At 71.6% G+C, this 14,998-nt stretch carries 11 protein-coding genes; 4 read left to right on the top strand and 7 right to left on the bottom strand.

The genetic code is table 11. The annotated features are described in order from the left end of the window. Positions 1–15 precede the first annotated feature (15 nt). The 3 genes from clpA to WMF17_RS22890 form a co-directional block, all read right to left on the bottom strand. A complete protein-coding gene (clpA, locus tag WMF17_RS22900) occupies positions 16–2,331 on the bottom strand; it encodes an ATP-dependent Clp protease ATP-binding subunit ClpA (protein ID WP_437595202.1) in 2,316 nt (771 codons plus the stop codon). Beyond that, positions 2,328–2,651 carry an ATP-dependent Clp protease adapter ClpS gene (clpS, locus tag WMF17_RS22895; RefSeq protein ID WP_437494666.1) on the bottom strand — a complete coding sequence of 108 codons (324 nt, stop codon included), beginning with the start codon at positions 2,649–2,651 and terminating at the stop codon, positions 2,328–2,330. The genes clpA and clpS overlap by 4 nt, the downstream gene beginning before the upstream one ends. A gap of 266 nt (positions 2,652–2,917) precedes the next feature. Beyond that, positions 2,918–5,488: a glycogen/starch/alpha-glucan phosphorylase gene (locus WMF17_RS22890; RefSeq protein ID WP_437643237.1), complete on the bottom strand. Its 2,571-nt coding sequence runs from the start codon at positions 5,486–5,488 to the stop codon at positions 2,918–2,920. Between the two features lie 182 nt (positions 5,489–5,670). On the opposite strand from WMF17_RS22890, the gene WMF17_RS22885 reads away from it, so the two are divergent. Beyond that, positions 5,671–6,186: a hypothetical protein gene (locus tag WMF17_RS22885; protein WP_437595200.1), complete on the top strand. Its 516-nt coding sequence runs from the start codon at positions 5,671–5,673 to the stop codon at positions 6,184–6,186. Positions 6,187–6,211: 25 nt separating this feature from the next. On the opposite strand, the gene WMF17_RS22880 is transcribed toward WMF17_RS22885, so the two are convergent. Further along, complete coding sequence (locus WMF17_RS22880) at positions 6,212–7,102, bottom strand: AraC family transcriptional regulator (RefSeq protein WP_437604293.1); 891 nt, start codon at positions 7,100–7,102, stop codon at positions 6,212–6,214. A 127-nt stretch (positions 7,103–7,229) separates the two neighbouring features. Between WMF17_RS22880 and WMF17_RS22875 the strand changes: the two genes are divergently transcribed. Then, complete coding sequence (locus tag WMF17_RS22875; RefSeq protein ID WP_437651275.1) at positions 7,230–7,823, top strand: ATP-dependent Clp protease proteolytic subunit; 594 nt, start codon at positions 7,230–7,232, stop codon at positions 7,821–7,823. A gap of 31 nt (positions 7,824–7,854) precedes the next feature. On the opposite strand, the gene WMF17_RS22870 is transcribed toward WMF17_RS22875, so the two are convergent. From WMF17_RS22870 to WMF17_RS22860, 3 genes are all read right to left on the bottom strand, one after another. Further along, positions 7,855–8,169 carry a hypothetical protein gene (locus tag WMF17_RS22870; protein ID WP_437651273.1) on the bottom strand — a complete coding sequence of 105 codons (315 nt, stop codon included), beginning with the start codon at positions 8,167–8,169 and terminating at the stop codon, positions 7,855–7,857. A gap of 60 nt (positions 8,170–8,229) precedes the next feature. Then, positions 8,230–9,603 (bottom strand): WD40/YVTN/BNR-like repeat-containing protein, encoded by a 1,374-nt coding sequence (locus WMF17_RS22865; RefSeq protein WP_437651271.1) that lies wholly within the window; start codon positions 9,601–9,603, stop codon positions 8,230–8,232. Between the two features lie 164 nt (positions 9,604–9,767). Next, positions 9,768–11,546, bottom strand: coding sequence for an RICIN domain-containing protein (locus WMF17_RS22860; protein WP_437651269.1), 1,779 nt, complete (start codon positions 11,544–11,546; stop codon positions 9,768–9,770). A 710-nt stretch (positions 11,547–12,256) separates the two neighbouring features. Between WMF17_RS22860 and WMF17_RS22855 the strand changes: the two genes are divergently transcribed. Together WMF17_RS22855 and WMF17_RS22850 are read left to right on the top strand one after the other, a co-directional pair. Continuing rightward, positions 12,257–13,354, top strand: coding sequence for a Nif3-like dinuclear metal center hexameric protein (locus WMF17_RS22855; protein WP_437651267.1), 1,098 nt, complete (start codon positions 12,257–12,259; stop codon positions 13,352–13,354). A gap of 129 nt (positions 13,355–13,483) precedes the next feature. Beyond that, the gene (locus WMF17_RS22850) at positions 13,484–14,959 is read left to right on the top strand and encodes an MATE family efflux transporter (protein WP_437595192.1); all 1,476 of its coding nucleotides are present in this window, start codon (positions 13,484–13,486) and stop codon (positions 14,957–14,959) included. Positions 14,960–14,998: the final 39 nt, after the last annotated feature.

The following is a 14,998-nucleotide window of genomic DNA, read 5'->3' as shown; positions in this document are numbered from 1 at the left end:
TCCGTCGCCTCCGAGCTACCCGACGGCCTCCGGCTCCACCGCCGCCGCGTTCGCCCTCGGCGTCTCGGCGTCCCCCCCGTTCGCCGCCGTGAACTTGAACGTGAAGTCGTCCCCCTCGAAGTCGACCGTCACGTTCCCCCCGTTCTCGAGGGCCCCGAAGAGCAGCTCATCCCCGAGCCGGCGCTTGATCTCGTTCTCGATGACGCGCCCGAGCGGCCGCGCCCCGTTCGCCGGATCGTACCCGCGCGTCGCCAGCGCGGCCCGCGCCCGCTCGGTCACCTCGACGGTGACCGACCTGTCCGCGAGCATCGCCGCGAGCTCGCCGATGAACTTGTCGACGATGCTCCCCATCACCGACGGATCGAGCGGCCGGAACATGATGCGCGCGTCCAGCCGGTTCCTGAACTCCGGGCTGAACGTGTTCTTGTAGGCCTTGTCGTCGTCGCCCGCCGTGCCCCGCTCGCCGAAGCCGACCCGCGACTGTGCCAGCTCCCGCGCGCCCACGTTGCTCGTCATGATCAGCGCCATGTGGCGGAAGTCGCTCTTCTTGCCGTTGTTGTCGGTCAGCGTGCCGTGGTCCATCACCTGGAGCAGGACCTGGAACACGTCCGGGTGCGCCTTCTCGATCTCGTCGAGCAGGAGCACCGCGTGCGGCGTCTTCGCCGCCGCCTCCGTCAGCAGGCCGCCGCGATCGAACCCGACGTAGCCGGGCGGCGCGCCGATGAGCCGGGAGACGGTGTGGCGCTCCTGGTACTCGCTCATGTCGAAGCGCAGGAAGCCGATGCCGAGCGCCTTGGCGAGCTGCTTCGCGAGCTCGGTCTTGCCGACGCCGGTCGGGCCCGAGAACAGGAACGAGCCGATCGGCTTCTCCGGCGCGCGCAGCCCCGCGCGCGACAGCTTGATCGCGGACGCGAGCTGCTTCACCGCCTCGTCCTGGCCGAAGATCACCGAGCGCAGCGACCCCTCGAGATCCTTGAGCTGCGCCTTGTCCGAGGTCGACACCTGGCGCGGCGGGATCTGCGCCATCTTCGCGATGACGAGCTCGATGTCCGCGGTCTCCACCGTGTACCCGTCGCCGTGGCGCAGGCGCGCCGCGGCGCCCGCCTCGTCGAGCAGATCGATCGCCTTGTCGGGCAGCCGGCGATCCTGGAGGTAGCGCGCCGACAGCTTGGCCGCGGCCTCGATCGCGTCGGGCGTGTACGTGACCTTGTGGAACTCCTCGTAGCGCTTCTGGAGGCCCTTCAGGATCTGCGTCGTGTCGTCGACCGAGGGCTCGGGCACCTCGATGCGCTGGAAGCGCCGCGCGAGCGCGCTGTCGCGCTCGAGGTGGCCGCGGTACTCCTGGAACGTGGTCGCGCCGATGCAGCGCAGGCGGCCCGACGTCAGCGCGGGCTTGAGCAGGTTCGAGGCGTCCATCGTCCCGCCGCTCGCGGCGCCCGCGCCGATGATCGTGTGGATCTCGTCGATGAACAGGACCGAGCCCGGCTGCTTCTCCAGCGCGCGCAGCACCGCCTTGAGGCGGTTCTCGAAGTCGCCGCGGTACTTCGTGCCGGCGAGGAGGGCGCCCATGTCGAGCGCGTAGACGGTCGCGTCCTTGAGCGGCGCGGGCACCTCCTTCTTCTCGATCCGCTGCGCGAGCCCCTCCACGATCGCCGTCTTGCCGACGCCGGCGTCGCCGATGAGGAGGGGGTTGTTCTTGCGCCGCCGCGCGAGCACCTGGATCGTGCGGGAGACCTCGTTCTCGCGGCCGACCAGCGGATCGATGCGCCCCTCGGCCGCCTCCTTGTTGAGGTTCATCGTGAACGCGGCGAGCGGGTCCTTGATCGACTGCCCGTTGCCGGGCTCGCCGCTCTCCTCCGACGCCTCCTCGCGGAGGCTGTCGTCCTGGCCGGTCTTCGAGATGCCGTGCGCGATGTAGTTCACGACGTCGAAGCGGCTGATGCCCTGCTCGCCGAGGAGGGTCACGGCCTGGCAGTCGCGCTCGGCGAACATCGCGACGAGCACGTTCGCCCCCTTGAGCTCCTTCTTGCCCGAGGACTGCACGTGCATCGCGGCGCGGCCGACGACGCGCTGGAACCCGAGCGAGAGCGTCGGGCTCGTGTCCGCGTCGTCTGGCAGCGCCTCGATCTCCTCGTCGAGGAAGCGCTCCAGCTTCTTCTTGAGCAGCGGGGTGTCGCCCCCCGCGTGCCGGAGCACCTCGGCCGTCTCCTCGTCGAAGAGCAGCGCGTAGAGCAGGTGCTCGATGGTCACGAACTCGTGCCGGCGGCGCGAGGCCTCCCGGGTGGCGAGCGAAAAGGCGATCTCAACTTCGGGGCTGATGCGCATGGTCATTCCGGCTCGGCGGTCAACCGAAGGGGCATTCCGTGCTCCTTGGCGAAGTCCTGGACTTGGGCGACCTTGGTCTCCGCGACATCCTTTGTGTACACGCCCGCGATCCCGTGGCCGCGGTGGTGCACGCTCAGCATGATGTGCGTGGCCTCCGTCTCGGTGCGGTGGAAGAACTTCATCAAGACAAGCACGACGAACTCCATCGTCGTGTAGTCGTCGTTGTGGAACACGACCTTGTAGCGGCGGGCCTTCTCGACCTTCCGTTCCCGCTCCGTCGCGAGGTCGCCCTGCTTGTCTTCTCTTTCCTCAGGATCGTTCGGCATAAATCCGTCGGGAAGGATAGCAAGCCCCCCGCCTCCGCGAGCGGCCGACAAAGGAGGCTCCCGCTCCGGGAAGCATGCTCCGCCGGAACGTGTTCCGCCACGCGCGGCCCTGGATTTTCCGTCCGCCGTGGCGTTCTGGTCAGAGGCCGCTCAGGGGCCGCGCTGAAGGCTTGTCGGGTCCGCCCGGAGGCGCCGCCGGGGCCGCCCGGCAGGGGCGCCGTCCCCTGGCGCGCGGGCGCGCGCGGGGGGACGGCGGGGTCATGCGGTCACAGCAGCGACGGGGTGGCGCCGAGGTCGACGTCGACGGGCGTGAGGCCCCAGATGTCGCGCGCGTACTCGCGCACCGTGCGGTCGGAGGAGAACTCGCCCACGCGGGCGATGTTGAGCGTGGACTTGCGCAGCCAGCTCTTCCGGTCGTTGTAGGCCGCGTCCACCTCGCGCTGGCAGGCGGAGTAGGCCTTGAAGTCGGCGAGCATCATGTACTCGTCCCGGCCGAGCAGCCGGTCGAGCAGGGGCTGGAAGAGCTCCCGGTACTCCGGGGAGAAGAAGCCGGACGAGATGAGGTCGATCACCTCGCGGAGCTCCGGGTCGGCCGCGACGGCGTCGCGCCCCTCGAAGTGCGCGTGGCGGCGGGCGATCACCTCGTCGGCGGTCAGGCCGAACAGGAAGAAATTCTCCGGCCCCACCGCGTCGCGGATCTCGATGTTGGCGCCGTCGAGCGTGCCGACGGTGAGCGCGCCGTTCAGCGCGAGCTTCATGTTGCCGGTGCCCGACGCCTCCATGCCCGCGGTCGAGATCTGCTCGGAGACGTCGGCGGCCGGGATGATGTGCTCGGCCAGCGAGACGCGGTAGTTCGGCATGAACACGACCCGCAGCCCGGTGTGGCGCCGGTCGCCGTTCACGACGTAGGCGACGGCGTGGATGAACTTGATGATGAGCTTCGCCTGCCGGTAGCCGGGGGCCGCCTTGGCGCCGAAGATGAAGGTCCGCGGCGTCACCTGCTCGCCGCGCTTCTGGCGCAGGTAGAGCGCGACGATGTGGAGCGCGTTGAGCAGCTGGCGCTTGTACTCGTGGAGGCGCTTGATCTGGACGTCGAAGAGCGAGGCGGGGTCGACGTGGATGTCGAGCTCATGGCCGATGATCTTCGCGAGCGCCTCCTTGTTCTCGCGCTTCACCCGGGCGATCCGCTCGATGAACTCGGGATCGCCGAGGTGGCCCTCGAGCTCGCGCAGCCGCTCGAACTCGGTCACCCAGCGCGGGCCGACCTTCTCGGTGACGAGCGCGGCGAGCGCGGGGTTGCAGGCGAGCAGCCACCGCCGGAACGTGACGCCGTTGGTCTTGTTGTTGAACCGCTCGGGCCAGAGGTCGTAGAAGTCGCGGAGCAGGTCGCGCTTGACGAGCTCGGAGTGGAGCTTGGCCACGCCGTTCACCGAGTGCGAGCCGACGACCGCGAGGTGGGCCATGCGCACGTGGCGCTCGTGCCCCTCCTCGACGAGCGACATCCTCGCCACGCGGTCGTGGTCCTGCGGGTGGGCGTCCATGACCTCGCGCAAGAACCGCCGGTTGATCTCGTAGATGATCTCGAGGTGCCGCGGCAGGAGCCGCTCGAAGAGCGCGACGGGCCAGCGCTCGAGCGCCTCGGGCAGGAGCGTGTGGTTCGTGTACCCGAAGGACGCGGTCGTCTGCTTCCACGCGTCCTCCCAGGCGAGGAGGTGGTCGTCGACGAGGACGCGCATCAGCTCGGCGATCGCGATGGCGGGGTGCGTGTCGTTCAGCTGGATCGCGTTCTTCTCGGCGAAGCGCGAGAAGTCCGGGTGGACCCGGTTGTAGCGGTTCACGATGTCGGCGATGGAGCAGGCGACGAAGAAGTACTCCTGCCGCAGGCGCAGCTCCTTGCCCTTGTCGAAGTTGTCGTTCGGGTAGAGGACCTTGGAGATGACCTCCGACTGGTTCTTCTCGTGGACGGCGTGCACGTAGTCGCCGGCGTTGAAGAGCTCGAAGTCGAACTCCTCGCCCGCGCGGGCGGACCACAGCCGGAGGGTGTTCACGGTGTTCGACTTGTAGCCCGCGATGGGCGTGTCGAAGGGGACGCCGATGACCTGCTCGGAGGGGCGCCAGATCACGCGGAAGCCGCCGCGCTTGTCGGGGACGCGCTCGGTGTAGCCGCCGAACGAGACCGGGACGGCGTGCTCGGGGCGCTCGACCTCCCAGGGGTTGCCGAAGCGGAGCCACTCGTCGGCGCGCTCGACCTGGTAGCCGTCGCGGATGACCTGCTCGAAGATGCCGAACTCGTACCGGATGCCGTACCCGTAGGTGGGCAGGCCGATGGTGGCCATGGAGTCGAGGAAGCAGGCGGCGAGCCGCCCGAGGCCGCCGTTGCCGAGCCCGGCGTCGGGCTCCTGCTCGGCGAGCTCGTCGAGGCTGAGGCCGAGCTCGCCGAGGACGGTCTTGTAGCTGTCGTAGATGTCGAGCGCCTGCAGGTTGGCGACGAGCGCTCGGCCGAGGAGGAACTCTGCGGAGAGGTAGTACCCGCGCTTGACGTCCTTCTCGTAGTAGGTGTGCTGGGTCTTGGTCCACCGGTCGACGAGGCGATCGCGCACCGAGAGGGCGAGGGCGACGTACCGGTCGAACGGCGTGGCGGAGAGGGATTCCCGGGCGCGCGAGTAGTGGAGGTGGTCAGCGAAGGCGCGGCGGAGCGCCACCGGGTGCATGCCGGTGCGGGCGTCCGGCGCCGGGCTTCCGCGGAAAAAAGCGGCGGGGACGTCTTGCTGAGGGGTGTCTCGCTGGGCGGGGGTTTCTCTCTGACGGTTGGGATCGACGTCGATCGGGTTAGCCATGGCGGCGCACTTTAGACGGATCCGGGCCGGACTGGTGGGCTGCACGACGGGCCCGGGTGAGGTTCCGTCGGGTCTTGGGGTTGCAGATCACTCCTGGTCGCCGGTGTGCTAGGAGCGCCGGCGGCCCGGCGACCTCGTGCGCCACGCGAACGTCGCCAGCCGGAGCCTCGGGAGGTCGGCGGATGGTCCACGGAGAGCGGGCTGGGCGACGCGGTGGCAGGGCGTTCGGACGCGCCGGGGGGGTCGCGCTCGCCGGGGTGCTGGGGCTGCTCTGCGCGGCGGTGGGCTGCGATGAGCGGTCCGGGGTGAAGGCGGCGAAGAAGGAGCTCGGCGAGGCGTGCGCGGACGGCGCGGAGTGCGCGTCGTCGGTGTGCGCTGCGATCGGGGGCGTCTGCTCGACGGGCTGCCGGGTCGACCGGGAGTGCGGCGCGGGGTCCGTGTGCCGTTCGCGCGACGAGGGTCCGGGCGGCGTGTGCAGCAGGCCGCAGGGCCTGGCGCTCGGCGAGGCGTGCATGACCGCGGTCGAGTGCCAGCACGGGCGGTGCCTGCACCGGACCGGCGCGCTGGATCAGCCGGGGCACTGCTCGGCGTACTGCGACAGCGCCGAGGATTGCCCGGCGGGCCTGAAGGCCTGCGAGCAGATCGCGGACAGCGCGGGGCGGAAGATGTGCCTCCCCGGAGAGGGCGCGGGGCGGTGAGCTCCCTGGCCGCCCGGCGAAGCGCTCACGCCGCCGCGCGGACGGGCGGCAGGCGGAACGCGGCGCCCTCGGAGCGGCTGCGCCGGCGGAAGGCGCCCGGCGCCTCGCCCGTGTGCCGCTTGAACGCGCGGCTGAACGCGAACTCCGAGTCGTACCCGACCTCGGCCGCGACGGCGGCCAGCGCGCCGTCGCCCTCGGCGAGCAGCTCGGCCGCCCGCTGCATGCGGAGCTCGGCGAGGTAGCGGAGCGGCGGGACGCCGAGCTCGGCCAGGAAACGCCGCGCGAGCGCGGCGCGGGAGAGGCCCGCCGCCTTCGCGAGCGCCTCGATGGTCCAGCGCTCCGCCGGCTTCTCCTGCATGAGCCGGAGCACGCGCGCGACGCGCCGATCGACGGCGCCCGCGGCGCGCCCTGCGCGCGCGCGCTCGTGGCAGTGCAGCGCGTAGGCGAGCAGCGGATCGAGGAGCGAGCGCGCCAACCGAGCCTGCCCCGGGGAAGGATCCGCGAGCGCGGCGCGCAGCAGGCTCACGACGGCCGAGAGCCCCGGCGCGCACCGCACCTCGCCGGCGGCGAGGTGGACCACGGGCGCGAGGGAGGCGAGCGGCCCGGCGGGCGCGGCGGCGTAGGTGGCCGAGAGCAGCTCCGCCGGCGCGGGAGCGGCGCCGGGCGGCGGCGCGACGCAGCGGAGGCTCTGCTCGCAGGGCGCCGCGCCGCGCGGGCCGAACCCGAGGAGCACGAGGTCGCCAGGATCGAGCGGGAGGACGTGCTCCCCGTCCTGCGAGAGGTGAAAGGAGCCTTGCACGACGACGTGGAGGCTCGGCGGATCACCCGCGGCCCCACGAAAGAGCGCCCCAGGATGCCCATGATGCCGGGAGACCGCCACGCCGCGGGGAAGCTGCCGCTCCACGTCGTCATTCATCTCCATGCCGCAGGGTTGCCGCGCCGAGGCCGCTCGTCCAGCGCTCGTTCGCGGTCGAGACGCGCGGGCATGACTCCGCGCTTTACGGTCATGGCGCGCGGGCGGGGGCGGCCGGAAGCTCGGGGCCATGATGCGCTTCGATGCGACGCCGAACGAAGAACAGCTGCTCCCCCGCGCGCTGCCCGAGGAGGTCCGCAGCAGCCTCCTGAGGAGCCGGACGATCCTGATCTTCGGGGAGATCACCAGCGAGCTGGCGCAGACGACGACGGCGCAGCTGCTCGCCCTCGCGAACGAGAGCGAGGAGCCGATCCGGCTCCTCATCCACTCGCCGGGAGGACACGTGGAGTCGGGGGATACGATCTACGACGTGATTCGCTTCATCCGGCCCGAGGTCAAGGTGATCGGCACCGGGTGGGTCGCCAGCGCGGGCGCGCTGATCTTCGTCGCCGCGCGGAGGGAGCACCGGTTCGCGCTCCCGAACACGCGCTTCCTGTTGCACCAGCCGCTCGGCGGGGTGCGCGGCCCGGCGTCGGACATCGAGATCGAGGCGGCCCAGATCCTGGCCGCGCGCGACCGGCTCAACCGCATCTTCGCCGAGGCGACCGGGAAGGAGCCCGCGAAGATCGCGCAGGAGACCGAGCGCAACCTGTGGATGACGGCGCGCGAGGCCCAAGGTTACGGCCTCGTGCATCGCGTGATCGAGAGCGCGCTGGAGGTCTGACCGTTCGACCGTACCCCGGCAGCCTCGCGGCTCAGCGCTGGCAGCTGCCGAGGAGGGGCGCCCCGAGCAGATCGAGCTGCTCGACCGCGCGCTGCGGCCGGCGCGCGCGCCGGCCCGCGTCCGCCGCCGGGGTGGCGTCCCGGGAGGTCGCTCCCCGCGCGAGCTCCTCGCGGAGCGCCGTGAGCTCGCGCGCGGGCAGGGTGCTCGTGTCGGTTACGAGCCGCGCTCCATCACGGTAGCCGGTCCACACCGTGTAACCGTTCCGTGTGACCTCGATGCCGAACCTCGGGCCATAATCCATGATCTCGTAGCTGCGTCCCAGGGCGAGAAAGCTCCACTTCTTCATCGCGACCGTCTCGCCAGTGTCCGTCGAGGCGGCTGGACCGGCCAACAAACCCGGTCCCGGTCATCGCCCAGGGCAGCTCCGCCCGCGCCGCCGCGCGCGCAGGAGCAAGCCGCCGGCCGCGGCCAGGCAGCTCAGGAGCACGCCGGCGCGCCCTCCGCCCGACGCCTCGCAGGAGCAGCCGCCGCCGGCGCTCGACTCGGCTGCGCCCGCGCCCTCCGCGCTCCCGCCGGCGCTCGCCCCGCTCCCCCCCGCGCCCGCCGTGCCGCCGGGGTCCGCGCCGGCCTCGCACGAGTCCGCGGCGTCGAGGAAGCTCGCCGTCCCCGGCCAGAGCTCGGGGCAGGTCCGGCCGGTCGAGCTCTCGCCCCCGCAGTCCGGCGGCGGGCCGCAGAGGCGGTCGAGCGTCAGGAGCGGCGAGAACGTCTCGCCCCCGTCCGTGGAGACGCCCGCGGTGAAGCCGTCCAGGGGCTCGTCGGCGCACGCGAAGAGGCCCTGTGGCGTCCAGGTCAGGCAGCGGACGCCGAGCTGCCCCACCTGGGTGAACTCCAGGGTCGCCGTCGGCGCGACCCACAGGCCATCCATGTCGCTGCCGACCGCGATCCTCGTCCCGTCGGGCGAGAGGGCGAGGCCGAGGAGGCTCACCGCCTGGAACACCTCGCGCCAGGTGACGCCCCCGTCCTCCGAGACCAGCAGGGCGTCCGCGCCGTCGCCGTCGCGGCGCACATACACGACGTCGGGATCCTCCGGGTCCACCGCGCCGAGATACGGCAGGTTGCGATCGTCGCTGCCAGGGACGTCGAGCTCCTCCCAGGTCGCGCCGCGATCGTCCGAGCGCCGCACGATCCCCTGGAACGTGGGTCCGTTCCGGCGCCCGCTCACGTAGATGCGCCGCGGATCGCTCGGCGCGCTGTCCAGGGTCACGCCGAGGAACGTGCTCGGGAAATCGGCGCCGGTCTGGGTCCAGGTCCTCCCGTCGTCCTTCGACTCCCAGACCTGGGTCAAGATCGCGTCGCCGGCCATGACGCTGGAGCCGAGCAGGAGGACGCTCGCGGGGTCCGCGCGGTCGATCGACAGGTCGACGATGTTGCGCCGGGCGAGCGGGCCCTCGGCGAGCTGCCAATCGCAGCCGCGGTCGTGCGTCGCGCTCAGCCCGTCGAAGAGCCCGGCGAGGATCGAGCCGTCGCCTGTGACGACCATCATGGGATCCTCGAAGCCGCTGTAGCCGATGGCCGTCTCACAGATCCATGACCACCGCTCGCCGCCGTCGCGCGTGACGAGGGCGCCGTAGGTCGCGCGGACGACGATGTGGTCAGGATCGGCGGGATCGACGAGGATCTGGCCGGCGGAGGGGTATCGGCCGTTGGCGAGCGCGGGCGCCGCGGCGGAGAGGGCGAACCACGCCGCGGCGGCCCCGAGCCCCAGAGCGAATCGGTTCATCGAAGGGAGGTTCATCCATCCTCCTGCGCAGCGCAACGCTTCGACAGGAGGTCCCGAGGCGCGGCGCCTGGCCGGGGAGATCCGCTGTTTCCATCGGGCCGCGACCCGCCGCTCTGCTGCGCGACGGCCGGGCGGCGCCCCCGGGCCGTCGCGCCCCGGACGCGCTACTGCCGCCGGAACCGCTGGTTCGTTCCGCTGCTGCACGTGTACTGGATGAAGCTGGCGCCGTCGGCGGTGCTGGCCCCCGAGACGTCCACGCACTTACCGCTGTTGACCGAGCGCAGCGAGACGACGCCATTGCCGCGGTCGATGAGATTCCACTTCTGGCTGTTCTTGTTGCCGTCGCAATCTGACTGCGTGATGTTCGCCCTGTTGTTCCGGCTGGACCCCCGCACGTCGAGGCACTTTCCGCTGTTCACGTTCTTCACGACCGCCGTGGTGCCGCTGATGCTCTCGATCTGCCACTGCTGGTCGCTCGCCCCGGTACATGGCCGCTGGACGACGGTGGCGCCGTTGTCCAGGCTCGCCGCGTTGACGCCCATGCATTTGCCGGAATGGAGGACCGCCAGGCTCTGGCCGGTGGAACCGGTGCCGCCGTCATCGCCGGGGTCGCCCGGGTCGCCGGGGTCGCCCGTGCCGCCGGTGCCGCCCAGGCCGGAGATCTGGACCGCTGCGCCCGTGGGCGACACCGAGAGGAGCTTCAGCGTCGCGTTCGTCCCGAAGAGCTGATGAGAGGCGCCGACCGCGAGCGGCGCGTCCCTGAAGTTCCCGCCCGGGACCATGTCGAGGAGGTGCGCCCGGCCGCTCTCTCGCGCCTGCGTGAAGAACGCATGGATGAGGACGCCGCGGCCGGAGCTGTTGCGCGAGTCGATGACGTTCGTCGGCGCCGGCTGGCGGAACTCCACCTGGTACATGATGTCGTTCGGGCCCTTGACGCGGAGGAGCTGGATCCCGCTGCTCGCCTCGGTCATCGGGGCGAGCGTATAGGTTCCATCGCTGGCCGCCGTCATGACCTGCGACGACGGGATCCACCCGAGGTTCGCCTTGTAGTTGGCGTTGAAGTGCTGCTTCCCGCCGTTGCCCATCGGGTCGAACGGATCGCCGTACTCGTCGAAGGTGCACTCGTTGCTCATGGTCACCGTCGCCCCTCCGTTGCGGCACGTCCGCGAGGAGGCGTGCCACAGGCCGAAGTTGTGGCCGAGCTCGTGCACGACGACCTCGGGCCAGAGGCCGGCGATCCAGGTGGCGCTGCCGGGCTGCGCGCCCATGCCGGCATACCCGCAATCCATCTTCCCCATGATCATGAAGTGCTGGTACGCGCCGAGGTCGAAGCCGGCGCTCCGCGCCGCGGCCTTCGCCTCGTTCTGCCACCGGTTGTAGTCATCGCACTTGCCGAAGGCGATGTTGAACGGGCCGGCGACGTCGTATTCGAGCTGCATCTTCCCGAACGAGGAGCCCGCCAGGTGGGTCGCCGCGCCGGCCAGGGTGTTGCGCACGTCCTGCTCCGTGCCGAGCGTCTGGCCGCCGTCGAACTGCACGCGCAGCGCCAGGACGCGCTTGGTCCCGGTCGTGACGAGCGCGCTCGTCAGCTCGCCGATCCCCTCGGCCGGCCGCATCACGTCGACGACGATCGTGCCGTCGTCGCCCTCGGTGCCGAACACGTCCACCGGTGAGCCGCTGGCCGTGCGCCAGTCGATCGACGGCTCGGCGCCGGGGGTCGCCGTCGCCGTCAGCGAGTCCAGGTCGAGGCGCACGAACACCCCGTCTTCCCGCTCCAGCATGTACCGCGCCTCGCCATTGGCGACGGCGACGGTCAGCGTTCCGGAGGCGGTGGGGTTCGGCCCCGCTTCCTCGTCACCGGCGTCGATGCTCAGACAGCCGGACGCGAACGCGCACGCTGCGGTGAGGGCAACGGTGGAGAGGTGTGACTTGAAGCGCTGCATGGGATCTTCCTTTCCTGGCTCGGTCCGATACGCCCGTCGCCCCCGGAGGTCGGAGAGCGCCGCGCCATCCCCCCGGAGGAGCCTGGGCGCGGCGCGACGGAGCGCTGCCAAGGAGAGGCCGCAAGCGCCGCCAGCCTCTCCGCTGCTGATGTAACTTGACGGCCAACCCGCCCATCGAGTGGCGCGACCGTCGCTCGCGATCGTCACGCCACGTCGCCGTCAAGGCCCCCTCGCGAGTGCCTTTCCCTTCAAAGCAAATACGCGGCCACAGTCGTGCTCGCGGCTTGACACGGGCAGCTCGCCTCTCTCGGTGGAACAATCACGTGAGGGCGGCCGATGATCCAGCCAGATATTATGTTTGCGTGACTGGCATGGATCGCGAGAGATCCTGAATGGACATGAAAACACCACCCAGCGTCATCACGTGATCTGGCGCAGGGCGCTTGTGCTCGGTCGCTTGAGCGATCTTGGTCGGCATTCTGCGCGCTTTGTCGCGAGGGTGGCAATCCGTGGTCGATGGTGAGCGCGTGAGTCCTCCGGTGAGAGCGCCGGAGTCGGCGTGGGTCTACTGGCGCACTCGGAGCTCGACGCACGACACGGCGGCTCTACCGTCGCTCGCTGGCTCGCTGGCTCGCTGGCTCGCTGGCTCGCTGGCTCGCTGGCTCGCTGGCTCGCTCCGCCGCCGCTGGTATACTGGTATAGATGCGCGCATGACCCTCCTCCAAGACGTCATCGCCGCGCTGGAGTCGATCGCCCCGCTCCGGTTCGCCGAGCCCTGGGACAACGTGGGCCTCCTGGCGGGCGACCCCGGGCGGCCCTCGTCGGCGGCGCTCCTCGCCATCGATTACACCCCCGAGGTCGCCCGGGAAGCGCGCGATCTCGGCTGCGATCTCGTCGTCGCCTACCATCCGCCGCTGTTCGAGGCCGTGAAGCGCGTCGTCGCGCCGAGCCCCGTCTTCGCGGCGATCCGCGACGGCATCGCGCTGTACTCGCCCCACACCGCGCTCGACGTCGCCGAGGGCGGCACAAACGACGTCCTCGCCGACGCGCTCGGGATCTCCGGGGATCGCGCGCCGCTCAGGCGGGCGCCGCCGAAAGCGTGGCAGCACAAGCTCGTCGTCTTCGTCCCGGAGGATCACGTCGACGCCGTCGCCGACGCCCTCGCCGAGGCGGGCGCGGGCCGGATCGGCCGGTACTCCCGCTGCAGCTTCCGGACGATCGGGACGGGCACGTTCCTCGGCGAGGAAGGGACGAACCCCACCGTGGGCGAGAAGGGCCGGCTCGAGCGTGTCACCGAGGTGCGGCTGGAGATGGTCTTTCCCCGCGACCGGACCGAGGCGGTGCTGCAGGCCATGCGCGCCGCGCACCCGTACGAGGAGGTGGCGTTCGACCTCGTCGAGCTCGCCGTCGAGCCGCTGCGGGCCGGCATCGGCCGGATCGGGCCGCTCGCCGGCGCCGCGCCGGTCGGCGAGCTGCTCGGCCGCATCAAGGGGGCTCTGGGGGTCGACGCGCTGCTCGTGGCCGGCCCCGAGCAGCGCGCCGTCTCCCGCGCGGCGACGTGCGCCGGCGCGGGCGGCGCGCTCCTCGACGACGCGATCGCGCAGGGCGCCGAGCTCTACCTGACCGGCGAGCTGCGCCACCACGACGCCCTCAAGGCGGCGAGCGCGGGCGTCACCGTGGTGTGCGCGCTGCACTCGAACAGCGAGCGCGCCGCGCTGAAGCGCCTGGCCGAGCGCCTCCGCGCCGAGCTGCCGTCGCTCCGCGTCGAGCTCAGCGCGCGCGACAGGGATCCGTTCTCGATCCGCTGACGGCGCGGCGAACCCGGGAAAGGGGAACGCGGAGAGAACCGGCAAGTCTGGCTGCCCCCTCGAGGACGGGCGCTCGGACCCGCGAAGGCGCTGGACAGGGCGCGCACCCGCGAACAGCCTGCTCGCCCCATGCGCGACGATGCCACGCCTCCTGCCCGCGACCTGCGCGCGGATGACCCGGGCGCGGAGCCCGATGCGCCCTCGCCCGGCCTGCGCCGCGGCGCCGGCGTCTGGTCGACGCTCCGCGACGCGGTGAGCGGCAGCGGGCACGACTTCACCAAGGGATCCATCGACAGGGCGATCGTCCTGCTCGCGATCCCCATGGTCATGGAGATGCTCATGGAGTCGCTCTTCGTCGTCGTCGACGTCTTCTGGGTGTCGCGGCTCGGCGCCGACGCGGTCGCCGCCGTCGGGCTCACGGAGTCGCTGCTCGCGGTGGTGTACGCCCTCGGGCTCGGCCTCTCGGTCGCGGCGTCCTCGACGGTCGCGCGGCGGGTCGGCGAGGGGCGCCACGAGGAGGCGGCCGCCATGGCGGGGCAGGCGATCCTGCTCGGGCTCGTCGCCTCGCTGCCCATCGCGGCGGCCGGCGGGCTGCTCGCGTCGCGGCTGCTCGAGGCGATGGGGGCGACCGCCGGGGTGATCGCGACCGGCACGCCGTTCGCCTCGATCATGCTGCTCGGCAACGCGACGATCCTGATGCTGTTCGTCATGAACGCGATCTTCCGCGGGGCCGGCGACGCGGCGCTGTCGATGCGGGTGCTCTGGCTCTCGAACGCGCTGAACATGGCGCTCGGCCCATGCTTCATCTTCGGCCTGGGTCCATTCCCGGAGCTCGGCGTGACCGGCGCGGCGGTCGGGACGACGCTGGGCCGCGGGACCGGCGTCGCGCTGCAGGTGTTCCTGCTCGCGCGCGGCGGCGGTCGCGTGAAGGTGAAGGCGCGGCACCTCGTCCCCGATCCGACGGCGCTCGCGGCGCTGCTCCGCCTCTTCGCGAACGGCGCCTTGCAGGCGCTCATCGGCACGGCGAGCTGGATCGGCATGGTGCGCATCCTCGCCCCGTTCGGGAGCGCGGCGCTGGCCGGCTACACGATCGGGATGCGGGTCATCGCGTTCGCGATCCTGCCGGCGTTCGGGCTCGCGAACGCCGCCGCGACGATGGTGGGGCAGAACCTCGGGGCCGGGCGCCCCGAGCGGGCCGAGGCCGCCGTCTACCGCGCGGGCCTCTGGACCACGGTCATGCTCGGCGCGGTCGGCCTTGTCTTCGCGGTGGCCGCCGGCGCGATCGTCGGCGCGTTCACGGACGACGTCGAGGTGCTCCGGGCCGGCACGCAGACGCTGCGGATCGTGGCGTGCGGGTTCCTGTTCTACGGCTTCGGCATCGTGTTCACGCAGGCGTTCAACGGCGCCGGCGACACGTGGACGCCCACGATGCTGAACTTCGCCTGCTTCTGGCTCTGGGAGATCCCGCTCGGCTGGGGGCTCTCGCGCGCCGCGGGGATCGGCTCGGCGGGCGTGCCCATCGCGATCGCCGTGGCGTTCTCGACGCTCGCGGTCGCGGGCTGGCTCATGTTCCGCCGCGGCGCCTGGAAGCGGCGCCGCGTCTGAGGGGCGTCACCGCGGGCGGCGTCTGCAGAGCCGGAACGG

This window comes from Sorangium sp. So ce362 (genome assembly GCF_051519845.1).
GTDB lineage: Bacteria > Myxococcota_A > Polyangia > Polyangiales > Polyangiaceae > Sorangium.
This window is presented reverse-complemented; position numbering and strand designations above follow the sequence as displayed.

Excerpts from the sequence above, each read along its gene's own strand:
- clpA (WP_437595202.1), bottom strand. The coding sequence starts at position 2,331 with ATGACCATGCGCATCAGCCCCGAAGTTGAGATCGCCTTTTCGCTCGCC.
- clpS (WP_437494666.1), bottom strand. The coding sequence starts at position 2,651 with ATGCCGAACGATCCTGAGGAAAGAGAAGACAAGCAGGGCGACCTCGCG.
- WMF17_RS22890 (WP_437643237.1), bottom strand. The coding sequence starts at position 5,488 with ATGGCTAACCCGATCGACGTCGATCCCAACCGTCAGAGAGAAACCCCC.
- WMF17_RS22885 (WP_437595200.1), top strand. The coding sequence starts at position 5,671 with ATGGTCCACGGAGAGCGGGCTGGGCGACGCGGTGGCAGGGCGTTCGGA.
- WMF17_RS22880 (WP_437604293.1), bottom strand. The coding sequence starts at position 7,102 with ATGAATGACGACGTGGAGCGGCAGCTTCCCCGCGGCGTGGCGGTCTCC.
- WMF17_RS22875 (WP_437651275.1), top strand. The coding sequence starts at position 7,230 with ATGATGCGCTTCGATGCGACGCCGAACGAAGAACAGCTGCTCCCCCGC.
- WMF17_RS22870 (WP_437651273.1), bottom strand. The coding sequence starts at position 8,169 with ATGAAGAAGTGGAGCTTTCTCGCCCTGGGACGCAGCTACGAGATCATG.
- WMF17_RS22865 (WP_437651271.1), bottom strand. The coding sequence starts at position 9,603 with ATGAACCGATTCGCTCTGGGGCTCGGGGCCGCCGCGGCGTGGTTCGCC.
- WMF17_RS22860 (WP_437651269.1), bottom strand. The coding sequence starts at position 11,546 with ATGCAGCGCTTCAAGTCACACCTCTCCACCGTTGCCCTCACCGCAGCG.
- WMF17_RS22855 (WP_437651267.1), top strand. The coding sequence starts at position 12,257 with ATGACCCTCCTCCAAGACGTCATCGCCGCGCTGGAGTCGATCGCCCCG.
- WMF17_RS22850 (WP_437595192.1), top strand. The coding sequence starts at position 13,484 with ATGCGCGACGATGCCACGCCTCCTGCCCGCGACCTGCGCGCGGATGAC.